Source organism: Streptomyces sp. NPDC085866 (assembly GCF_044541035.1).
In the GTDB taxonomy this organism is placed as follows: domain Bacteria; phylum Actinomycetota; class Actinomycetes; order Streptomycetales; family Streptomycetaceae; genus Streptomyces.
In genome coordinates this window covers 544,910-564,835 of record NZ_JBITSQ010000006.1, presented here as the reverse complement: position 1 = coordinate 564,835, position 19,926 = coordinate 544,910, and the positions used below count along the sequence as shown (strand labels likewise).

At 70.8% G+C, this 19,926-nt stretch carries 21 protein-coding genes and 1 tRNA gene; 14 read left to right on the top strand and 8 right to left on the bottom strand.

The genetic code is table 11. The features are described 5' to 3' along the window. Positions 1-128 precede the first annotated feature (128 nt). The 6 genes from ispD (at position 129) to ACIF83_RS18260 (ending at position 6,115) form a co-directional block, all read left to right on the top strand. The gene (ispD, locus tag ACIF83_RS18285) at positions 129-881 is read left to right on the top strand and encodes a 2-C-methyl-D-erythritol 4-phosphate cytidylyltransferase (RefSeq protein WP_393472579.1); all 753 of its coding nucleotides are present in this window, start codon (positions 129-131) and stop codon (positions 879-881) included. After that, positions 871-1,395 carry a 2-C-methyl-D-erythritol 2,4-cyclodiphosphate synthase gene (gene ispF / locus ACIF83_RS18280; RefSeq protein ID WP_393472576.1) on the top strand — a complete coding sequence of 175 codons (525 nt, stop codon included), beginning with the start codon at positions 871-873 and terminating at the stop codon, positions 1,393-1,395. The genes ispD and ispF overlap by 11 nt, the downstream gene beginning before the upstream one ends. 62 nt (positions 1,396-1,457) lie before the next feature. After that, entirely contained in the window at positions 1,458-1,862 is a 405-nt protein-coding gene (locus tag ACIF83_RS18275) for a PPOX class F420-dependent oxidoreductase (RefSeq protein ID WP_393472574.1), read from the top strand. 45 nt (positions 1,863-1,907) lie between these two features. After that, a complete protein-coding gene (gene cysS, locus ACIF83_RS18270) occupies positions 1,908-3,311 on the top strand; it encodes a cysteine--tRNA ligase (RefSeq protein WP_399727897.1) in 1,404 nt (467 codons plus the stop codon). A gap of 87 nt (positions 3,312-3,398) precedes the next feature. Then, the gene (gene rlmB, locus ACIF83_RS18265; protein WP_393472568.1) at positions 3,399-4,340 is read left to right on the top strand and encodes a 23S rRNA (guanosine(2251)-2'-O)-methyltransferase RlmB; all 942 of its coding nucleotides are present in this window, start codon (positions 3,399-3,401) and stop codon (positions 4,338-4,340) included. A 128-nt stretch (positions 4,341-4,468) separates the two neighbouring features. Continuing rightward, positions 4,469-6,115 (top strand): DoxX family protein, encoded by a 1,647-nt coding sequence (locus ACIF83_RS18260; protein ID WP_399727894.1) that lies wholly within the window; start codon positions 4,469-4,471, stop codon positions 6,113-6,115. Positions 6,116-6,287: 172 nt separating this feature from the next. Here ACIF83_RS18260 and ACIF83_RS18255 read toward each other — a convergent pair whose 3' ends face one another. From ACIF83_RS18255 to ACIF83_RS18245, 3 genes are all read right to left on the bottom strand, one after another. Then, positions 6,288-7,019, bottom strand: a complete 732-nt coding sequence (locus ACIF83_RS18255) for an NDP-sugar synthase (RefSeq protein ID WP_393472562.1) — start codon at positions 7,017-7,019, stop codon at positions 6,288-6,290. 85 nt (positions 7,020-7,104) lie between these two features. Then, the gene (locus tag ACIF83_RS18250) at positions 7,105-7,566 is read right to left on the bottom strand and encodes a hypothetical protein (protein ID WP_393472560.1); all 462 of its coding nucleotides are present in this window, start codon (positions 7,564-7,566) and stop codon (positions 7,105-7,107) included. 208 nt (positions 7,567-7,774) lie between these two features. Beyond that, on the bottom strand, positions 7,775-8,911 hold the full coding sequence (locus tag ACIF83_RS18245) for an ABC transporter ATP-binding protein (RefSeq protein ID WP_399727890.1): 1,137 nt from the start codon (positions 8,909-8,911) through the stop codon (positions 7,775-7,777). 296 nt (positions 8,912-9,207) lie between these two features. Here ACIF83_RS18245 and ACIF83_RS18240 point away from each other — a divergent pair. Beyond that, positions 9,208-9,282 (top strand) — tRNA-Thr (locus ACIF83_RS18240). A 69-nt stretch (positions 9,283-9,351) separates the two neighbouring features. On the opposite strand, the gene ACIF83_RS18235 is transcribed toward ACIF83_RS18240, so the two are convergent. The 3 genes from ACIF83_RS18235 to ACIF83_RS18225 form a co-directional block, all read right to left on the bottom strand. Continuing rightward, positions 9,352-9,792, bottom strand: coding sequence for an SRPBCC family protein (locus ACIF83_RS18235; protein WP_393472557.1), 441 nt, complete (start codon positions 9,790-9,792; stop codon positions 9,352-9,354). Continuing rightward, positions 9,789-10,025 carry a hypothetical protein gene (locus tag ACIF83_RS18230; RefSeq protein WP_399727885.1) on the bottom strand — a complete coding sequence of 79 codons (237 nt, stop codon included), beginning with the start codon at positions 10,023-10,025 and terminating at the stop codon, positions 9,789-9,791. Before ACIF83_RS18230 ends, ACIF83_RS18235 begins: the two co-directional genes overlap by 4 nt. A 528-nt stretch (positions 10,026-10,553) precedes the next feature. Further along, on the bottom strand, positions 10,554-12,194 hold the full coding sequence (locus ACIF83_RS18225; protein ID WP_399727882.1) for an FAD-dependent oxidoreductase: 1,641 nt from the start codon (positions 12,192-12,194) through the stop codon (positions 10,554-10,556). Between the two features lie 200 nt (positions 12,195-12,394). Between ACIF83_RS18225 and ACIF83_RS18220 the strand changes: the two genes are divergently transcribed. The 7 genes from ACIF83_RS18220 to ACIF83_RS18190 all read left to right on the top strand — a co-directional run bounded on the left by ACIF83_RS18220 (position 12,395) and on the right by ACIF83_RS18190 (position 17,635). Then, positions 12,395-13,483 (top strand): SchA/CurD-like domain-containing protein, encoded by a 1,089-nt coding sequence (locus tag ACIF83_RS18220; RefSeq protein WP_393472551.1) that lies wholly within the window; start codon positions 12,395-12,397, stop codon positions 13,481-13,483. Between the two features lie 89 nt (positions 13,484-13,572). Continuing rightward, positions 13,573-14,010 (top strand): cupin domain-containing protein, encoded by a 438-nt coding sequence (locus tag ACIF83_RS18215; RefSeq protein ID WP_393472727.1) that lies wholly within the window; start codon positions 13,573-13,575, stop codon positions 14,008-14,010. Further along, entirely contained in the window at positions 14,007-15,287 is a 1,281-nt protein-coding gene (locus tag ACIF83_RS18210; protein WP_399727879.1) for a beta-ketoacyl-[acyl-carrier-protein] synthase family protein, read from the top strand. Before ACIF83_RS18215 ends, ACIF83_RS18210 begins: the two co-directional genes overlap by 4 nt. After that, positions 15,284-16,531: a ketosynthase chain-length factor gene (locus ACIF83_RS18205; RefSeq protein WP_399727876.1), complete on the top strand. Its 1,248-nt coding sequence runs from the start codon at positions 15,284-15,286 to the stop codon at positions 16,529-16,531. Before ACIF83_RS18210 ends, ACIF83_RS18205 begins: the two co-directional genes overlap by 4 nt. Positions 16,532-16,550: 19 nt before the next feature. Then, on the top strand, positions 16,551-16,808 hold the full coding sequence (locus tag ACIF83_RS18200; RefSeq protein WP_145875969.1) for an acyl carrier protein: 258 nt from the start codon (positions 16,551-16,553) through the stop codon (positions 16,806-16,808). Position 16,809: 1 nt separating this feature from the next. Then, positions 16,810-17,289: an SRPBCC family protein gene (locus tag ACIF83_RS18195; RefSeq protein ID WP_390852948.1), complete on the top strand. Its 480-nt coding sequence runs from the start codon at positions 16,810-16,812 to the stop codon at positions 17,287-17,289. A 22-nt stretch (positions 17,290-17,311) separates the two neighbouring features. Then, positions 17,312-17,635 (top strand): TcmI family type II polyketide cyclase, encoded by a 324-nt coding sequence (locus tag ACIF83_RS18190; protein ID WP_393472543.1) that lies wholly within the window; start codon positions 17,312-17,314, stop codon positions 17,633-17,635. Positions 17,636-17,732: 97 nt separating this feature from the next. Here ACIF83_RS18190 and ACIF83_RS18185 read toward each other — a convergent pair whose 3' ends face one another. Then, complete coding sequence (locus tag ACIF83_RS18185) at positions 17,733-18,761, bottom strand: methyltransferase (protein WP_393472541.1); 1,029 nt, start codon at positions 18,759-18,761, stop codon at positions 17,733-17,735. A gap of 57 nt (positions 18,762-18,818) precedes the next feature. After that, the gene (locus ACIF83_RS18180; protein ID WP_399727871.1) at positions 18,819-19,889 is read right to left on the bottom strand and encodes a nitrous oxide reductase family maturation protein NosD; all 1,071 of its coding nucleotides are present in this window, start codon (positions 19,887-19,889) and stop codon (positions 18,819-18,821) included. Positions 19,890-19,926: the final 37 nt, after the last annotated feature.

The window sequence follows — 19,926 nt, the reverse complement described above, 5'->3', positions numbered from 1 at the left end:
TACTTGGTGTGCCGGGCCCGGGCAGATGGCTCGACCAGGGTCACGGAAGGGTCCGGTCAAGGCTTCGCGCCCGGCACTCCTCCAGGCCATACCCACCTGGGTCGAGCACACAAACCTGACAGGAACCGATGTCTGACGATTCGCGCCCCGTACCCGCGCAGATCCCCGTCGCCGCCGTGATTCCCGCCGCCGGCCGGGGCGTACGGCTCGGCCCGGGCGCCCCCAAGGCGCTCCGCGCGCTGAACGGCACGCCGATGCTGATCCACGCGGTCCGCGCCCTCGCCGCGTCCCGCCATGTCTCCCTGGTGATCGTCGTCGCTCCGCCGGACGGCGCCGCCGAGGTCAAGTCCCTGCTCGACGCGCACGCGCTGCCCGAGCGCACCGACTTCCTCGTCGTCCCCGGCGGGGACAGCCGCCAGGAGTCGGTCCGGCTCGGCCTCGACGCCCTGCCGCCCGAGTACGGCGTCGTCCTCGTCCACGACGCGGCCCGCCCGCTCGTCCCCGTCGACACCGTCGACGCGGTCATCGAGGCCGTGCGCGACGGCGCCCCCGCCGTGGTCCCCGCGCTGCCGCTCGCCGACACGGTCAAGGAGGTCGAGCCCGCGGCCGTCGCCGGCGACCCCGAGCCGGTCGTGGCCACGCCCGAGCGGGCCCGGCTGCGGGCCGTGCAGACGCCTCAGGGTTTCGACCGGGAGACCCTGGTCCGCGCCCACGAGACCGTCACCGACGACGTCACCGACGACGCGAGCATGGTCGAGCAGCTCGGCCTCGGAGTCGTCACCGTCCCCGGTCACGAGGAGGCCTTCAAGGTCACCCGCCCCCTCGACCTCGTCCTCGCCGAGGCGGTCCTGGCCCGCAGGAGGCTGAACGATGGCTTCTGAGGCATCTGATCTCCGGCTGCCGCCGGGTGGGCTGCCCGTGCTCCCCCAGGTCGGCATCGGCACCGACATCCACGCCTTCGAGGAAGGCCGCGAGCTGTGGTGCGCCGGCCTGAAGTGGGAGGGAGAGGGGCCCGGCCTGGCCGGGCACTCCGACGCCGACGTCGTCGCGCACGCCGCCTGCAACGCGCTCTTCTCCGCCGCCGGGCTCGGCGACCTCGGCCAGCACTTCGGCACCGGCCGCCCCGAGTGGTCCGGCGCCTCCGGGGTCACCCTGCTGACCGAGGCCGCCCGGATCGTCCGTGCGGCCGGGTTCGCCATCGGCAACATCGCCGTCCAGGTCGTCGGCCCCCGCCCGAAGATAGGCAAGCGCCGCGACGAGGCCCAGAAGATCCTCTCCGAGGCGGCGGGCGCACCGGTGTCGGTGTCCGGCGCGACGACGGACGGCCTCGGCTTCCCCGGCCGTGAGGAGGGGCTGATGGCGGTGGCCACGGCACTCGTGGTGCGGGTGGGCTGAGGGCGTGCGAGGGTGCCTGCAGAGCGACCAGTGACCAGCCCCTAGGTCCCGGAGGTACCCCCATGCCCGCCGCCCTGTCGGACCAGCTCAAGTCCCTGCTCGACGGTCCCGTCTTCATCGTGGTCGGTACGGTCCAGCCCGACGGCAGCCCCCAGCTGTCCCCGGTGTGGGTGAAGCGGGACGGCGACCAGATCCTGTTCTCCACGACGGTCGACCGCCGCAAGAAGAAGAACCTCGACCGCGACCCGCGGGTGAGCGTCGTCGTCCAGGACCCCGAGATGCCCTACGTCTACGGCGAGATCCGGGGCACCGCGGAGATGACCACACAGGGCGGCAGCGAACTGATCGACGAACTGTCGATCAAGTACACCGGCAAGAAGTACGCGGAATTCAATCCGGCTTCGGCGCAGGACGCGGAGCGGGTGGTCGTGCGGATCACTCCGCGGAAGGTCGTCGGGATGATGTGAGGCAAGCGGCACGAGGCATCACTTCCGGCCCACTACCCTGGAGTGGTGACTATTCGCCTGTACGACACCAGCGCCCGGCAGATCCGTGACTTCACCCCGCTCAAGCCGGGTTGTGTCTCGATCTACCTGTGTGGCGCCACCGTGCAGGCGGCACCCCACATCGGGCACGTCCGCTCGTACCTCAACTTCGACATCATGCGCCGCTGGTTCCAGTACCGCGGCTACGACGTGACGTTCATCAGGAACGTCACGGACATCGACGACAAGATCATCGCCAAGGGCGCCGACCAGGGCCGCCCCTGGTGGTCGATCGGGTACGAGAACGAGCGCGCCTTCAACGACGGCTACGACGCCCTCGGCTGCCTCCCCCCGACCTACGAGCCTCGTGCCACCGGGCACGTGACCGAGATGGTCGAGATGATGCGCGCCCTCATCGAGCGCGGCCACGCCTACGAGGCCGACGGCAGCATCTACTTCGACGTCCGCTCCTGGCCCTCCTACCTGGAGCTGTCCAAGCAGGACCTGGACGAGATGCGGCAGCCCTCCGAGGAGGGCATCACCGGCAAGCGCGACCCGCGCGACTTCGCCATGTGGAAGGCCTCCAAGCCGGGCGAGCCCGACTGGGAGACGCCGTGGGGCCGTGGGCGCCCCGGCTGGCACCTGGAGTGCTCCGCCATGGCCCACAAGTACCTCGGCTCCGCCTTCGACATCCACGGCGGCGGCCTCGACCTGATCTTCCCGCACCACGAGAACGAGATCGCCCAGGCCAAGGCGTTCGGCGACGACTTCGCCCAGTACTGGGTGCACAACGCCTGGGTCACCATGAGCGGCGAGAAGATGTCCAAGTCGCTGGGCAACTCGGTCCTCGTGAGCGAGATGGTCAAGGTGTGGCGCCCGATCGTCCTGCGCTACTACCTCGGCACCCCGCACTACCGCTCGATGATCGAGTACAGCGAGGAGGCGCTGCGCGAGGCCGAGTCGGCGTTCGCGCGGATCGAGGGCTTCGTGCAGCGGGTCATCGAGCTGGCCGGGAAGACGGTCGAGCCGGCCGCCGAGGTCCCGCCCGCCTTCGCCGAGGCGATGGACGACGACCTGGGCGTCCCGCAGGCCCTGGCGATCGTGCACACCACCGTCCGGCAGGGCAACAGCGCGCTGGCCGCCGACGACAAGGAAGCGGCCGTGGCCCGGCTCGCCGAGGTGCGGGCCATGCTCGGGGTTCTCGGCCTCGACCCGCTGGATCCGCAGTGGGCCGGTGAGGGCGCCGACCGGGGCGAAGACCTGCACGGCGTCGTGGACAGCCTCGTCCGGCTCGTCCTCGACCAGCGTGAGTCCGCCCGCGCCCGCAAGGACTGGGGCACCGCCGACGCCATCCGCGACCAGCTCAACCAGTCCGGTCTGGTCATCGAGGACAGCCCGCAGGGCCCGCGCTGGAGCCTCGGCCCGCGCTAGCCGCTGCTTGATCGACTGTGCCGCCCGGCCCTCCGGGCGGCACACTGCATAAGACGTACGTACGAAGCTCACGGAGACAGGTAACTCATGGCCGCGAACAACCGCCGCATGTCCGGCAAGAAGGGCGCGCAGGTCGGCAGTGGCGGCCAGCGGCGCAAGGGCTTGGAGGGCAAGGGGCCGACCCCGCCCGCCGAGATGCGCAAGGGTCACAAGAAGAACCGCATCGCCAACGCCAAGGCCAAGCAGGCCGTGCGCCGCCCGGCGCCCAGGGGCCGGGGCGGCAAGTCGCCCTCCGAGCTGGTCGTCGGCCGCAACCCGGTCGTCGAGGCGCTGCGCGAGGGCGTACCGGCCTCCACCCTCTACGTCCAGCAGTTCATCGACAACGACGAGCGCGTCCGTGAGGCCCTCCAGCTCGCCGCCGAGCGCGGTGGCATCAACCTCATGGAGGCCCCGCGCCCCGAGCTGGACCGCATGACGAACGGCCTGAACCACCAGGGTCTGGTCCTGCAGGTCCCGCCGTACGAGTACGCGCACCCGGAGGACCTCACCGAGGCCGCCTACGACGAGGGCGAGGACCCGCTGATCGTGGCGCTCGACGGCGTCACCGACCCGCGCAACCTCGGCGCGGTCGTCCGCTCCGTCTCCGCCTTCGGCGGCCACGGCGTCGTCGTCCCCGAGCGCCGCTCGGCCGGCATGACCGCCGGCGCCTGGAAGACCTCCGCCGGTACGGCCGCCCGCACGCCGGTCGCCCGGGCCACCAACCTGACCCGCACCCTGGAGGCCTACAAGAAGGCCGGCATCACGGTCGTCGGTCTGGCCGCCGACGGCGAGGTCGAACTCGGTGCGCTGGAGGCCCTCGAGGGCCCGGTCGTGATCGTGGTCGGCAGCGAGGGCAAGGGCCTGTCCCGGCTGGTCGGCGAGACCTGCGACTTCCGCGTGCGGATCCCGATGCCGGGTGGTGCGGAGTCGCTCAACGCGGGTGTGGCTGCCGGAATCGTCCTGTACGAGACGGCTCGCCGACGCGGCTGAACAAGCGTCCGTCGCATCACCCGTACGGGGTAATTCAGGCGTCCATATGGCGTTCCGGGCCGCTTTGACGCGGTCCGGACACATCCGGCCGGTCAAAGCAGTGTCCTAACTCCACGTCACTCGGTTAGATGAGTGTGGACACCAGAACACCCCGCACACCCACGGGGGACCGCTCGTCGGGATTCGACGACGCTCCCGCGCTGAGCATGGTGAAGGTGCCGAGCGATCCGGCGCAGGTCATCGTCAATCACGCCAGCTTCCGCGTGCAGCTGGGCGCGTCGGCGAAACGCAGCCAATCCCCGCGGATCGCCTGGCACCTGAGCGCCACCCCGGACACCGCCCGTATGCCGGTCGTGGGCACGGCGGGCCGGGTCGGCGCCGCGGCCGGCCGCCGCCGCCCCGTCGTGTGGAGCGGCAGGTCCGCCCCCGACGACACCGGCGCCCACCGGCTGCTCCAGGCCGTGCGGGGCAGCAGCGTCCGCCATGCCGACGAGCCCGTCGAGGCCGGCGCCACCCAGGTCATCCCGCGCGTCGGGACCGGCTACGACGGCTACGACGGCTACGCGGCGTTCGACCAGACCGTCGAGACCCCCGTCGTCGGCCACCAGCGCACCGCTCCCGAGGACGGCGCCCGGCTCCTGCCCCACATGCGCACGGTCGGCAGCGCCTACGACGAACCCGCCTACGCCGACGACGAGTTCGACCACTACGAGGAGAGCGCCGGGGAGGGCGGACGCCCCGCCAAGCGCCACGGCGACGACCCGGCCCGGCACGCCTACTACCCCGGCCGCCGGATGAACCTCGGCGTGGTCCTGCTCCCCCTGCGCATCTTCCTCGGCTTCATCTCCATCTACGCCGGCATGGGCAAGCTGTGCGACCCCGTCTACTTCGACGGCGGCAAGCGCGGCTCCATGGTCAAGTGGCTCAACACCCTGCACCCCTGGGAAGTCGCCGAGCCTCTGCGCCAGTTCGCCCTGCACCACCCGGTCGGCTCCGGCCTGGTCATCGCCTTCCTCCAGGTGGTCGTGGGCGTCCTGACCATCCTCGGCTGCTGGCAGCGCGTCGCCGCCGTGGTCGGCGCCCTGCTCTCCGCCGCCCTGATCGTCACCGTCAGCTGGAAGACGGTCCCCGCCTACGACACCCCCGACATCATCTACCTCGCCGCCTGGTCCCCGCTGATCATCGCCGGCGCCCCCGTCTACTCCGTCGACGGCCGCCTCGCCGGCAGCGCCTGGCGTCGGCTCGGCCCCCGCTCCGACATCTGGGAGCTGCGCCGCTACGTCCTGCGCCGCGGCTCGCTCATCACGGCCGTCACCGTCGGTCTCACCCTGCTCGTCGGCTCCCTGCTGGGCGGCGCCGTGCGTGACTCCAGCCGCGTGGTCGTCCCCGGCCCCGGCGACGCTCCGCGCAACAACCTGCCGGGCTCCCCGCTGCCCGAGGAGCCCAGTCAGCGGCAGCGGACGACCCCGTCGGTCTCCACCTCGCCCACGGGCGGCGCCACGGCCGGCGCGAGCCCCTCCGGGGCGGCCGCGACCCCGGGCGCGAGCCACAGCGCCGGCGCGACCACCACGACGCCCACCCAGACCCAGGGCACCACGGGCCAGGTCCCGCCCCGACAGTCCTCCCCGACGGGCGGCGCCCCCAGCACCACGGCGGGCCCGACCACCACGGGCGGCACGTCAACGGGCGGCAGCACCTCCACCGGCGGCACCGGCACCTCGGGCGGCGCCACGTCCTCCGGCCAGCCGGGCTTGGTGGGCGGCATCCTGGGCTGACAGACCAGGACATCAAAAGGGCCCCGTACCACCGAAGGTACGGGGCCCTTTGATGCGCGGAGGGGCGAGTTACGTCAGGGGCGCGGGGCTGTATCGATCTGCGGCTCCGCAGCGTGGGCGCGACCAGCCCCCAAGAGCCCGCGGCTGACGAACAACCGTCCCCGCGTATCTGTCAGCGACCCAGCGCCGCCAATTCCTTGGCCGCCTCGGTCAGGTCCTTGGCCGTGTCGATGGCCCGCCAGTAAGCCCCCTGCGGAATCGGGAACCCGAACAGCTTCCGCTCCCGGGCCAGCCGAGGAAACGTCGTCCGCTCATGATCCCCCCGCTCGGGCAGCAGCTCCCCGAACTCGGGCGAGAACACGTACACACCCGCGTTGATCTCGAACGGCGACGGGGGCGCCTCGATGAAGTCGGTGATGTGCCCGAACCCGTCGGTCTTCACCGCACCCCAGGGAATCCGGGGCCGGGCCAGCGCCAGCGTGGCGACGGCGTCCCGCTCGGTGTGGAAGTCGGCCATGTCCCGCAGGGAGAAGCGGGTCCAGATGTCGCCGTTGGTGGCGTACCAGGGCCGGTCGGGGTGAGGGAGGTGCGCGGCGGCGTACTTGAGGCCGCCGCCACGGCCCAGGGGCTCCGTCTCGACGACGGTGGTGACGGAGACGGGCAGGTCGGCCGTGTCCAGCCACTTCTGCAGGACCTCGGCGAGGTGGCCGCAGGAGACCACCACGTCCGTCACGCCCTCCTCGGCGAGCCAGGCCAGCTGGTGGCCGATGATCGGGGTGCCCGTGCCCGGGATCTCGACCATCGGCTTGGGCCGGTCGTCGGTGTAGGGACGCAGCCGTGAGCCCTGGCCACCGGCCAGGACGACGGCTTGAGTGGGGCGCAACGCGGCGCTCGGATGGGTCATGTCCCGAACTGTACGTGGCGCCCCGGCCGGAATTCCGACTGCAACCTGCTCCTTAAGGAGCCGTTACCGAGTTCCGAACCGGCACTCAGCTGTGTGCGGCCAGGACCCCGGTGGCGAAGGCGGTGTCGCAGACCGGGCGGGCGTACGACTGGGCGCGCGAGGCGCCGTAGATGCGCACCGCCGCCCTGCCCAGGGCGCGGGCGATGGAGGTGCAGTGCTTCGCCAGCGCGGGGTGCCCGTTGACCGCCTGCTGCAGGTGGGTGAGGACCACGCCGGGGTTCTTGTCCTGCAGCTCGGACATCAGCTGGTCGCGGAGCACGTCCTGCGGGGCGCGGGAGACCGCCTTCGAGGAGACCTCCGCCGAGGAGACGTCCGAGGCGGTGAGCACCGAGCCGGAGGGGCTTCCCGTCCAGTTGACCCGGGTGACCGCGAGGGTCCCGGAGAGCACCATGACGACGGGGAGGACGAGGGCGAGAGTTCGGCCGATCCGGCGGGCAGGGCCGCCCCGATGGCCGCGTCGCGTCTGAGGGTTGGTGGAGTGCTTCACGCGTGTGAGGGTAGCGCCCGGTAATGATTTGGCGACATTCGGTCACCCTTATGGGGGATGAAGTGGCGCCATTTTCTGGGTAGAGCGTTGACGCGCGGTGCCCGAAATGATCGCTGTGCCGGGGTATTTCGCGGCAATGAGTAGGGCCCCGCGGGGGTCCGCGGGGCCCTACTCGTCAACCTGCGTGAAAACGCCCTGCTCAGGCCGGTCAGTCGGAGAGGCGCTCGCCCGTCGAGGTCGAGAACACGTGGGTCTCGCCCGGACGCGGCACGACGTGCAGGGTGGCGCCCTTCTCCGGCACCTGGCGGCCGCCCACGCGGACGACCAGGTCCTTGACCTCGCCGCCGACCTCGGCGGTGCCGTAGACGTAGCCGTCGGCGCCCAGCTCCTCGACGACGTTCACGGAGACGGCGAGACCGGCCGGGGCGTCCTCGGTGTCCTTGGACAGGGAGGCGGCGGCACCGCTGCCCAGCTCGACCACCTCGAAGTGCTCGGGCCGGACGCCGACGGTCACCGTGCGGTCACCCTTGTCGGCGGCTGCCTTCAGGGCGTCCCGGTTGACGGGGACCACGCTGTTGCCGAACTTCACGCCGCCGTCGGTGATCGGGACCTCGACCAGGTTCATGGCGGGGGAGCCGATGAAGCCGGCGACGAAGAGGTTCGCGGGCTTGTCGTACATGTTGCGCGGCGAGTCGACCTGCTGGAGGAGGCCGTCCTTGAGCACGGCCACCCGGTCGCCCATCGTCATGGCCTCGACCTGGTCGTGGGTGACGTAGACGGTGGTGATGCCGAGGCGGCGCTGCAGCGACGCGATCTGCGTACGCGTCGACACACGGAGCTTGGCGTCCAGGTTGGACAGCGGCTCGTCCATGAGGAAGACCTGCGGCTCACGCACGATGGCGCGGCCCATGGCGACACGCTGGCGCTGACCGCCGGAGAGCGCCTTCGGCTTGCGGTCCAGGTACTCGGTGAGGTCGAGGATCTTCGCGGCCTCCTCGACCTTCTGCCGGATCTCCGCCTTGTTGACGCCGGCGATCTTGAGCGCGAAGCCCATGTTGTCGGCGACCGTCATGTGCGGGTAGAGCGCGTAGTTCTGGAACACCATGGCGATGTCCCGGTCCTTGGGCGGCAGGTGCGTGACGTCGCGGTCACCGATGCGGATGGCGCCGCCGTTGACGTCCTCCAGGCCCGCGAGCATCCGCAGGGAGGTGGACTTTCCGCAACCGGACGGGCCGACCAGGACGAGGAACTCGCCGTCCTCGATCGCGATGTCGAGCTGGTCGACGGCGGGCTTGGTGGAACCCGGGTAGATCCGGGTCGCCTTGTCGAACGTGACAGTGGCCATGGTGAATGGGCCCCCTTCTACCGGCAGGAACGTGCCGGACGATCCGTTGTAGGAAGGTGGTTGGTGTAGTCCACGCGAGTGAACTGCCTCAGGACGGTACCTGGCGTTCACTCGTCTGTCAGTACCCGGACCAGTGTGAACTTCCCGGAAAGTCCCGTCGGACCACCCGATGAACGAGTGCACGGATGGTCACGCACGGTTGTGTGCTCGCGTGGAGTGGAGAACTTCGTGGCTACGTGAAACGCGCGCTGTGTACAGTGGAGCCGCCCATCGCGCGCGGGCTCGTAGCGCGCGATGCCTCCTTAGCTCAGTCCGGCCAGAGCAACGCACTTGTAATGCGTAGGTCGTCGGTTCGAATCCGACAGGGGGCTCTGTCTACACCGCTCCGACCTGGGGTTTCTCCTTGGGGAGGCGTTTTGGTCGGCCGCTTCGGGCGAGCCTCAGCCCTGCGGTCGCTCCGCCCTGGCGACGGCCGCATCCGTGAAGTCGGCGATCGACTTCCTGACGATTTTGTCGAGGAGCGGTTCGAGGGCGCGTAGCTTGGGCTCGACGTCGACGGTGTAGACCACCTCGGTCCGTCCCTCGCCGGCCGGAGTGAAAGTGACCGTCGCGGTGTAGTGCCGCAGGGGCACGCCTGAGCGCATCCGGTACGCGTACCGGCCGGGCCGGTGAAAGTCCGTCACCTGTTCCCGGACGGTGACGCCCGGCAGGCGCAGGGCCCGTACGGCCCCCACCCCGTTGGGGGCGGGGTCACCCTCCTGCTCCAGCGTGGAACTCCTGATCGCTGTGACCAGGTCGGCATAGCGTCGGTGATCGGTGAAGACGTCGAACACCGTCTCCGGCGGCGCGGCCGCTGTCCTGCGGATCTCGAAGGTGCTCATGAGCCGGGGTTGCCCATCATCCCGATCCGGAAGCCGAGCCGGGGGCAGATGTTCTTCGTGAAATGCGCGGTGCTGATGAAATCCACGAAACCCATGGGCTCGTTCGCCCGCTCCGGGTAAGCGACGGAATGGTGCTTTCCGTCGGTCGCCGTCTGCGACGCGCAGTTCTTGTAGAAGCCCGGCTTGACGGGTGAGCCCGTCCTGCGTGCTCTCGGCGACGCTTTGGCAGGCATGGCTCAACCCTTCTTTCCGGCTTTCCGGCGGGGAGCGAGCAGAACTGCCATGTCCTCATGGTCGGCCACCACTTGCGCATCGGCAACTGATGTGGAACGGCTCGGAAATGGCGGATGAATCCCCGGCCTGTGGATCGGTCAGAGTTGGACGACTGCCAGAGCGATGTCGTCGCGGGTTCCGCCGGCCAGGCCGAGGCGGGCCGGCAGGGCATCGGCCAGGGCTTCGGGGGCGAGCGTCGCACAGCGGCCGAGGGCGTCGGTGAGGCGTTTCAGGCCGGCGTCGATGTCCTCGCCGCGTCGGGGTGCGGGCGGTCGCTTTCAGATAGGCCCGGTTGACCTCCACGATCACGAGGACCGGGCCCAGCACCAGATACGGGCTCGGCGTGGCCGCGAACAGCGCCGCGTAATCCATCCCGCCATCACCCTCCCACCTGTGCGCCCCCGCCTGTGGTCACCGGCCCAGGGGGCTCGGCAGGGCGACGGCCACCTGCACCTCACCGTGCGGGTGGCCTTCGCCGGCTGTGCAGGTCAGGCCGTATGGAGCAGGTTCCGCAGGACCTTTCGCAGCTCTGCCTCCGGGTCCGGGACGGCGCCCGTCGTCCGCCATGCCACGAATCCGTCCGGCCGCACCAGGACCGCGCCGTCGGCGCTGGTGCCGTGGGCCTGGGCCCAGTCGGTGCCCTCGGCGTCGTACGTCAGGTCGGCGTCGGCGCCCGGGCCGATCCGGTACGCGTCGAGCCGTACCCCGTCCGCGTCGGCGATACGGCGGGCCGCCGCGTGCCAGCCCGCGTCGTCCGGGGCGTCGGTGAGCAGGACCAGGGAGCGTTCGTACAGGTCGAGGGTGGACAGACGGGTGGTGGCGCGGCGCAGCCAGAGGTGCGGGGCTCGGCTGCCGGGCCGGCCGGTCAGGTCCAGGGCGTCGGGGACGACCGGCTGCTCGGGGTCGGTGCCGAGGGTGGCGCCGTGCGGGTAGTGGTAGCCGAGGACGACGTCGAGGATGCCGCCGCGCTTGCCGCCGCCGACACCGGGGGCGGGGGCGAAGCCGGGGTGGCTGTGCTCGACCGAGCGGGCGGAGGCGCGGGCACTGGTGGCGAGGGCGACCGGGCGGCGCTCGGTGTCGTACGAGTCGAGCAGGCCGGGGCCGGCCCAGCCGGCCAGGACTGCGGCCAGCTTCCACGCCAGGTTGTGGGCGTCCTGGATGCCGGTGTTGGAGCCGAAGGCGCCGGTCGGGGACATCTCGTGGGCGGAGTCGCCGGCGAGGAAGACCCGGCCGCAGGAGTACTGGTCGGCGACCCGTTCGGCGGCACGCCAGGACGCCTTTCCGGTGATTTCCACGTCGAGGTCGGGCACGCCCACCGCCTTGCGGATGTGGCGCCGGAGGCGTTCCTCGGTGAACTCCTCCAGCGTTTCGCCGTGCTCGGGGTGCCAGGGGGCGTGGAAGACCCAGCTTTCCTTGTTGTCGACGGGCAGGAGGGCGCCGTCGGCGTCCGGGTGGGTGAGGTAGCAGCAGATGAAGCGGCGGTCGCCGACCACTTCGGCCAGGCCGGCGGAGCGGAAGGTGACGCTGACGTTCGCGAAGAGGTCGCCGGGGCCCGTCTGGCCGGTGCCCAGCGCGGTGCGGACCGGGCTGCGCGGGCCGTCGGCGGCGACCAGGTAGTCGGCGTGGACGGTGTAGGGCTCCCCGGTGGCGCGGTCGCGGATCACCGCCGTCACCCCGTAGGCGTCCTGCTCGAAGGACTCCATCTGGTGGTGGTAGCGCAGGTCGCCGCCGAGTTCCCGGGCGTTGTCCAGCAGGACCGGTTCGAGGTCGTTCTGGCTGCACAGGCACCAGCTGGTGGGGCTGAACCTCGCGAGTCCGCCGCCCGGGTCGATGTGCTTGAAAAGCCACTCGCCGGCATCCCCGACGAGGGTCGGCGTCTGCAGGATGCCGTGGTTCTCGGCGAGGAGTGAGGCCGCCGCCTTGATGTCCGGCTCGATGCCGGCCACCCGGAACAGTTCCATCGTCCGCACGTTGTTGCCGCGTCCGCGCGGGTGGACCGAGGTCCCGGAGTGCCGCTCGACGAGCATGTGCCGCACACCGAGACGGCCCAGGAACACGGACATGGACAGGCCCACCAGGGAGCCGCCCACGATGAGGACGGGGACCCGGTGGTCGGCTTTCTGATGCATCGAAGCCTCCAGAGGCAGGGGGGCACGTGTGGGGCGCCTGTGAGTTCTCATGCCCGGTGGCGCCTGCTCCGCGTGCCCAATCACCCACGTGGTTCATACGAGTCGCGGGGTGGTGGGGACCGGCACAGGATCAAGGAACGCTGCCGTCGCGTCACTCGCGGCCGGCGACGCCTCTGCCCCGCGAAGGAGATGTGTGCAGGATGACCACGACGTCTGAACGTCTTTCAGAGAAAGAGAAGCTGACACGCGAGGTCTCGAAGCGTGTCTCCCAGTCCGTGTTCGACGGCTCCCGGCTCCGGGTCGTCCTCCTGGTCGACGTCTACGACGGCGCACAGCAGCAGTTCCTCGAGGCGTACGAGCAGCTGTGCAAGCAGGTTGCGTCGGTGCCCGGCCATGTCAGCGACCAACTGTGCCAGTCCATCGAGAATCCCTCCCAATGGCTCATCACGAGTGAGTGGGAGAGTGCCCCGCCGTTCCTCACCTGGGTGAACAGCGAGGAGCACGTGCGGATGGTGCAGCCGCTGCACAGCTGTGTCCGGGACACCCGGTCGCTGCGCTTCCACATCGTGCGGGAGACCGGCGGCGCCGCGCAGGCGCAGTCGGCGGAGCGCCGGCTGCAGGCTCACCCGCGCATCGGTGACGGCGTGATCCGGCACGCACTGACCTTCACGGTCAAGCCGGGCAGCGAGAAGAAGGTCGCGAAGATCCTCGCCGACTACAGCTCGCCCGAGGCCCGGGTGGACGACACGACGCGGCTGTGCCGTACCTCGCTGTTCATGCACGGCAACCGGGTGGTGCGGGCCATCGAGGTGCGCGGCGACCTGCTCGCGGCGCTCCGGCACGTGGCCCGGCAGCCGGAGGTGCGGGCCGTCGAGGAGGCGATCAACCCGTACCTGGAGCAGGAACGGGACCTCAACGACCAGGAATCGGCCCGGATGTTCTTCACCCGGGCGGCGCTGCCGGCCGTGCACCACGTGAGTACGGAGGACCAGTCGGAGGGCAGGCGGCAGGCCCTGTACTACCCGGCCCGGCCCGGCCGTGGGATGCGGCTGGCCGAGCTGATCGCACAGACCGACTCGGCTGCCGCGGACGACGCGGCGAGCCCCGTGCTGCGCAGCACGGTCTTCCAGCGGGACGACGTGGTCGTGCGCCTGGTCGACATGCGCGGCGACCGGGAGGCCGAGGTGCTGCCGCGGGAGTCCCGGTCGGCCGCCGAGGTGCGGGAACTGCTCGACGCCGAGGTCGCCCGTATGGACCTGATCACCGACCGCCGCTCGCCGGGCGCCTGATCCGGCGGCCGGGTCCCCCCCAACCGCCAAGCGCCGACGCAGCAGATCCAACGGAGGAAACGTTGTCCATCAAACCCCGTCCGAAAATCGTGGACCTCAGTGAGGTCGAGCCCAACGTCCGGCGAGGTGGCGACCTGCGCGCCATGCTCACCCCTGCCACGGTCGGCTCCACCAGCGGCTTCATGGGCGTGGCCATCGTGCAGCCCGGTGACCGCATCGGGGAGCACTACCACCCGTACTCCGAGGAGTTCGTCTACGTCCTCTGCGGGCAGCTGGAGGTGGACCTGGACGGTGAGCCGCACGCGCTGCGGCCCGAGCAGGGCCTGATGATCCCGGCCCACATGCGGCACCGTTTCCGCAACGTCGGCAAGGTGGAGGCGCGGATCGTCTTCCACCTCGGCCCGCTGGCCCCCAGGCCGCAGCTGGGCCATGTCGACACCGAGGAGACGGAGGTCATCGGGGCCGCCGCGGTGGTCACCGAGGCAGGTGCCGCGCACGCGGCCGACCGGGGCCGGGTTCGGTCATGACCCGGCGCGTGGCGGTCACTGGCATAGGCATCGTTGCTCCGGGCGGCATCGGCGTACCGGCATTCTGGGATCTGCTTGCCGACGGCCGGACCGCGACGCGGGGCATAACCTTCTTCGACCCCTCGGGGCTCAGGTCGCAGATCGCGGCGGAGTGCGACTTCGACCCGGCGGTGCACGGCCTGGACGCGGACCAGGCCGCCCGGGCGGACCGGTACATCCAGTTCGCCCTGGTCGCCGGGGAGGAGGCGGTCCGGGACTCGGGTCTCGACCTGGCCCGGGAGGATCCCTGGCGGGTCGGGGTCTCGGTGGGCACCGCGGTCGGCGGCACCACCCGCCTGGAGCACGACTACGTCCTGGTCAGCCACCGCGGGCAGCGCTGGGACGTCGACGACCGCGAGGCGGAGCCGCATCTGCACCGGGCGTTCTCGCCCAGCACGGTGGCCTCCGCGGTGGCGGAACGTTTCGGCGCCCAGGGTCCGGTGCAGACCGTCTCCACCGGCTGCACCTCCGGCCTGGACGCGGTCGGGTACGCCTTCCACACCGTCGAGGAGGGCCGGGCCGACATCTGCATAGCGGGCGCGTCGGACTCGCCGATCTCCCCGATCACCATGGCGTGCTTCGACGCGATCAAGGCCACGTCCCCGAACAACGACGACCCGGCACACGCCTCCCGGCCCTTCGACAACAACCGTGACGGGTTCGTCATGGGCGAGGGCGGTGCGGTGCTCGTCCTGGAGGAGCTGGAACACGCGCGGGCCCGTGGCGCGCACGTGTACTGCGAGCTGAGCGGCTACGCCACCTTCGGCAACGCGTACCACATGACCGGACTGACCAGCGAGGGCCTGGAGATGGCCCGGGCGATCGACACCGCGCTCGACCACGCCCGGCTCGACCCCACGGCGATCGACTACGTCAACGCCCACGGCTCCGGCACCCGGCAGAACGACCGCCACGAGACGGCGGCCGTGAAGCGGGCGCTCGGCCACCACGCCTACGGCACCCCCATGAGCTCCATCAAGTCGATGGTGGGGCACTCCCTCGGGGCGATCGGGGCGATCGAGGTGGTCGCGTGTGTGCTGGCCCTCGCCAAGCAGGTCGTACCCCCTACCGCGAACTACGAGACCCCCGACCCCGAGTGCGACCTGGACTACGTCCCGCGCGTCGCCCGCGAACGGAAGCTGACCAGCGTCCTGTCCGTGGGCAGCGGGTTCGGAGGCTTCCAGTCCGCCGTGGTCCTGACCCGGACGAGGGACCGGACTAGGGAGAGGACAAGATGAGCGAACCGCATGACCGGCGCGCGGCCGTCACCGGCATCGGGGTGGTCGCGCCCAACGGCACCAGCACCGACACCTTCTGGAAGGCCACCCAGGGAGGTCTCAGCGTCCTCGACCGCATCACCCGCGAGGGCTGTGAGCACCTACCGCTGAAGGTGGCCGGCGAGGTCCGCGCCTTCGATCCGGCGGTGACGATCGAGGAGCGGTTCCTCGTCCAGACCGACCGGTTCACGCACTTCGCCATGGCCGCGGCCGACTTCGCGCTGGACGACGCCCGGCTCGGGCAGGCCGACACCTCCGGGGAGCCGTACTCCATCGGTGTGGTCACCGCCGCCGGGTCCGGCGGCGGTGAGTTCGGCCAGCGCGAGCTGCAGCAGCTGTGGGGCAAGGGCAGCCGGTTCGTCGGCCCGTACCAGTCCATCGCCTGGTTCTACGCCGCGAGCACGGGACAGATCTCCATCCGCCGCAAGTTCAAGGGCCCCTGCTCGGTCGTCGCCTCCGACGAGGCCGGCGGTCTGGACGCCCTCGCGCACGCGGCGCGGGCGGTGCGGCGCGGCACCGACGTGATCGTGGCCGGCTCCACCGAGGCGCCGCTGGCGCCGTACTCGATGGTCTGCCAGCTCGGTTACGAGGAGCTGAGCCGTGAGGAGGACCCGACCCGCGCCTACCGCCCGTTCACGGACGCCGCCTGCGGCTTCGTGCCGGCGGAGGGCGGCGCCATGCTCGTGGTCGAGGCGGAGCGGTCCGCCCGTGAGCGCGGCGCGGACATCCGGGCCTTCGTCGCCGGGCATGCGGCCACCTTCACCGGTGCCTCCCGCTGGGCCGACTCCCAGGACGGCCTGGCCCACGCCATCCGACAGGCCCTGGCCGAGGCCGGCTGCGCGCCCGAGGAGGTCGACGTGGTCTTCGCCGACGCCCTCGGTGTGCCGGAGGCGGACCGGGCCGAGGCGCTCGCGCTCGCCGACGCCCTCGGCGCGCACGGCACCAGGGTGCCGGTCACCGCGCCGAAGACCGGCATCGGCCGCGGCTACTGCGCGGCGCCCGTGCTGGACACCGCGGCGGCCGTGCTCGCGATGGAGCACGGGCTGATCCCGCCGACGCCGAACGTCTTCGACGTCTGCCACGACCTCGACCTCGTGACCGGCCGCGCCCGCGTCGCCGAACTGCGCACGGCGCTGGTGCTCAGCCGGGGACTCATGGGGTCGAACTCGGCGCTCGTGCTCCGGCACGGCGCCGTGAACGCCTAGCAGCACAGGAGGTAATCGCATGACCGCACAGATCACCGTGGAAGAACTGTCCGCGCTGATGAAGAAGGCCGCCGGGGTCACCGTGGCCCCGGACATGCTCCTGGAGCGGGGCGAGTCCGGCTTCGACGCCCTCGGTGTCGACTCGCTCGGCCTGCTCGGCATCGTCGGCGAGCTGGAGAACACGCACGGCACCCCGATGCCGCCCGACGCGGAGCGCTGCAAGACGCCCCGGCAGTTCCTCGACCTGGTCAACAGCACTCTGATGGCAGGAGCCTGAGATGGCAGGACACACGCAGAACGAGATCACCATCGCCGCGCCGCTGGACCTGGTCTGGGACATGACCAACGACCTGGAGCGCTGGCCCCAGCTGTTCAGCGAGTACGCGTCCGTCGACGTCCTCTCCCGCGAGGGGAAGAAGACGACGTTCCGGCTGACCATGCACCCGGACGACAACGGCGTCGTCTGGAGCTGGGTCTCCGAGCGCGAGCCCGACCGCGACACCCTCACCGTGAAGGCCCGCCGCGTCGAGACCGGCCCGTTCGCCCACATGGACATCCACTGGCGGTACGAGGAGGTCCCGGCCGGCACCCGGATGGTGTGGACGCAGGACTTCGCGATGAAGCCCGACGCCCCGGTCGACGACGAGTGGATGACCGACAACATCAACCGGAACTCCAAGGTCCAGATGGCCCTCATCCGGGACAAGATCGAGAAGGCCGCCGCCGGACACCGGCCCGCACCGGCCCTGGCCGACTGAACCGGAAGGAGGAGCAGGCCCCATGCACCAGGCCCTGATCGTCGCCAGGATGGCCCCGGGCTCCGCACCCGGCATCGCCAAGGTGTTCGAGGAGTCCGACCGCGGAGAGCTGCCCCACCTCGTCGGTGTGGTGCGGCGCAGCCTCTTCCAGTTCGGCGATGTGTACATGCACCTCATCGAGTCCGAGCGCGAGCCGGGACCGGCCATCGCCAAGGTGACGAACCACCCCGAGTTCCGTGACGTCAGCGAGCGCCTGCAGGCGTACGTCAGCGCGTACGACCCGGAGACCTGGAGGTCCCCCAAGGACGCGATGGCACACCGCTTCTACGTCTGGGAGCGCGACTGAGCCGTACGGTCCGTCCGGACGGCCACCGGCCGCCGGGCCCGCAGCGTCGCGGGCCCGGCGGCCGGTGCTCTGTGTCCTGCGTGTCCTGCGTGTCCCGTCACCCGGGCACGTGGCAGTCGAACGCGTGCAGATACGGGTTGACCGGCCGGATGTCCTCCACCTTCAGGCCCGCCGAGGTCAGTCTGCTCACCATGGAGTCGGTGGTGTGCTTGGCCCCGCCGACGTTGAGGAGCAGCAGCAGGTCCATGCCGGTGCTGAAGCGCATCGAGGGGGTGTCGTCCACCAGGTTCTCGATGACGACGACCCGGGTGCCGGGGCCGCCCGCCTCGACGACGTTGCGCAGCGTCCGGGCCGTGCTCTCGTCGTCCCACTCCAGGATGTTCTTGATGATGTAGACGTCGGCCTGGACCGGGATCGCCTCCCGGACGTCGCCGGGCACGATCCGCGCACGGTCTGCGAGATCGCCGCCCTCCCGCAGCCGCGGCAGGGCGTTCTCCACCACCCGGGGCAGGTCGAGCAGACTGCCCCGCATCTCCGGGTACTTGTCCAGCAGGCACGCCACCACGTGTCCCTGGCCGCCGCCGACGTCGGCGACGGACCTGCTGCCGGACAGGTCCAGCAGGGCCGCGACCTCCCGTGCCGACTGCTCGCTGGAGCGGGTCATCGCGCGGTTGAAGACGTCCGCGGACTCGGGGGCGTCCTCGTTGAGGTAGGTGAAGAACTCCTTGCCGTAGAGGCCCTCCACGACGTTGCTGCCGGTGCGCACCGCCTCGTCCAGCTTGGGCCAGGCGTCCCAGGTCCACGGCTCGGTGCACCACAGGGCGATGGCGCGCAGGCTGTTCGGGTCGTCCTCGCGCAGCAGCCGGGACGTCTCGGTGTGCGCGAACGTGCCGTCCGGCTGCTCGGCGAAGACGCCGTAGCAGGACAGGGCGCGCAACAGCCGGCGCAGCGGCTTCGGTTCTGTCTTCACCGCGGCCGCGAGGTCCTCGACGGCCATCGGCGCGTTCTCGAGGGCGTCGGCGACGCCCAGCCGGGCTGCCGCCCGGACGGCGGCGGCACAGGCCGCGCCGAACACGAGTTCGCGCAGCCGCATGGGTGGCGGTGGGGCTGTTTCAGCGGATGTCATGTGCCGCCCTCTCTTTCTTCGGCCTTCGTCGGTCCAGCAGGGGCAGTGCGGGTGCGGTCAGCACAGGCCCGCGGGCTCGGAGGCCCGGCAGGAGTTGTGCTGGAAGGCGTTGCCCTTGCCGATGTCGGTGTTGACCAGGTCCGCCGGGGAGTTGTTGGTGAGCATGTTGTTGCTGACCCGGTTCTTGTCGCCGGTGACGCCCACGAAGCTCTTGAACAGCACGATGCCGCCCGACAGCGGGGACTTGCCCGAGTGGTCGGTGACCAGGTTCCCGGTGACCGAGACCTGCTCGGTGCCGGTCAGAACGATGCCGGAGCCCTGGAGGGCGGGCAGCCGCTCGGTCTTCGGGCAGGACTTGTTGTTCTTGACGACGCGGTTGGCGGTCACTTCCAGGGCGCCGGCCTTGGGCTTGTTCTCGTCGCCGACGACGAACACCCCGGCGCAGTTGCCGGTGACGTAGTTCTCCGCGACGGTGAGGTTGCGCAGCCTGCGCACGGTGACGCCGATCCGGTTGTTCTCGAGGCGGTTGCGCGCGACCAGCGTCTGCCCGGCGTCGTAGGCGCCCGCCTCCTCCATGATGGTGTTGGCGAGGAACAGGCCCGCGTCGCCGTTGTCGTGCGCGTAGTTGTACTGGAGCTGCCCGTGCACGGACCGCTCCTGGGCGATGCCCCACACGCCGTTCTTGTAGGCCCGCACCCGGCGGACGGTCATGGTGTCCGTCGCCATGCCGAACACACCGGCCCGGCTGAAGCCGGTCACGGCCAGGTCCTCGACGGTGACGCCCTCGACGTTCTTGGTCTTTGTGCCCACCACGCAGATGCCGGTGCCGCGCTCGGCGCAGCTGTTGGCGGCCTTCTTCGAGGTCTTCTTGTTGACGGGCTTGATCACCGTCGCGGGGCCCACGCCCCGCAGGGTCAGCCCGGGCGTCATGATCTTGACGCTCTCGTGGTAGGTGCCGCCGAGCACGACCACGGTGTCTCCGGCCCGCGCGGCGTCCACCGCCTTCTGGATGGACTCGCCCGGGCGGACCAGCAGGGTTTTGTGGGCGGCGGAGGCAGGGGCCGCGCCCAGTCCCGCGCCGACGAGAGCCGCGGTGCAGGCGAGATATGCGAGATGACATCTCTTCATATCGCATACGGTATGACCGTTTAATCCCATAGTGGCC

Excerpts from the sequence above, each read along its gene's own strand:
- ispD (WP_393472579.1), top strand. The coding sequence starts at position 129 with ATGTCTGACGATTCGCGCCCCGTACCCGCGCAGATCCCCGTCGCCGCC.
- ispF (WP_393472576.1), top strand. The coding sequence starts at position 871 with ATGGCTTCTGAGGCATCTGATCTCCGGCTGCCGCCGGGTGGGCTGCCC.
- ACIF83_RS18275 (WP_393472574.1), top strand. The coding sequence starts at position 1,458 with ATGCCCGCCGCCCTGTCGGACCAGCTCAAGTCCCTGCTCGACGGTCCC.
- rlmB (WP_393472568.1), top strand. The coding sequence starts at position 3,399 with ATGGCCGCGAACAACCGCCGCATGTCCGGCAAGAAGGGCGCGCAGGTC.
- ACIF83_RS18260 (WP_399727894.1), top strand. The coding sequence starts at position 4,469 with ATGAGTGTGGACACCAGAACACCCCGCACACCCACGGGGGACCGCTCG.
- ACIF83_RS18255 (WP_393472562.1), bottom strand. The coding sequence starts at position 7,019 with ATGACCCATCCGAGCGCCGCGTTGCGCCCCACTCAAGCCGTCGTCCTG.
- ACIF83_RS18245 (WP_399727890.1), bottom strand. The coding sequence starts at position 8,911 with ATGGCCACTGTCACGTTCGACAAGGCGACCCGGATCTACCCGGGTTCC.
- ACIF83_RS18235 (WP_393472557.1), bottom strand. The coding sequence starts at position 9,792 with ATGAGCACCTTCGAGATCCGCAGGACAGCGGCCGCGCCGCCGGAGACG.
- ACIF83_RS18230 (WP_399727885.1), bottom strand. The coding sequence starts at position 10,025 with ATGCCTGCCAAAGCGTCGCCGAGAGCACGCAGGACGGGCTCACCCGTC.
- ACIF83_RS18225 (WP_399727882.1), bottom strand. The coding sequence starts at position 12,194 with ATGCATCAGAAAGCCGACCACCGGGTCCCCGTCCTCATCGTGGGCGGC.
- ACIF83_RS18220 (WP_393472551.1), top strand. The coding sequence starts at position 12,395 with ATGACCACGACGTCTGAACGTCTTTCAGAGAAAGAGAAGCTGACACGC.
- ACIF83_RS18210 (WP_399727879.1), top strand. The coding sequence starts at position 14,007 with ATGACCCGGCGCGTGGCGGTCACTGGCATAGGCATCGTTGCTCCGGGC.
- ACIF83_RS18205 (WP_399727876.1), top strand. The coding sequence starts at position 15,284 with ATGAGCGAACCGCATGACCGGCGCGCGGCCGTCACCGGCATCGGGGTG.
- ACIF83_RS18200 (WP_145875969.1), top strand. The coding sequence starts at position 16,551 with ATGACCGCACAGATCACCGTGGAAGAACTGTCCGCGCTGATGAAGAAG.
- ACIF83_RS18195 (WP_390852948.1), top strand. The coding sequence starts at position 16,810 with ATGGCAGGACACACGCAGAACGAGATCACCATCGCCGCGCCGCTGGAC.
- ACIF83_RS18190 (WP_393472543.1), top strand. The coding sequence starts at position 17,312 with ATGCACCAGGCCCTGATCGTCGCCAGGATGGCCCCGGGCTCCGCACCC.
- ACIF83_RS18185 (WP_393472541.1), bottom strand. The coding sequence starts at position 18,761 with ATGACATCCGCTGAAACAGCCCCACCGCCACCCATGCGGCTGCGCGAA.
- ACIF83_RS18180 (WP_399727871.1), bottom strand. The coding sequence starts at position 19,889 with ATGAAGAGATGTCATCTCGCATATCTCGCCTGCACCGCGGCTCTCGTC.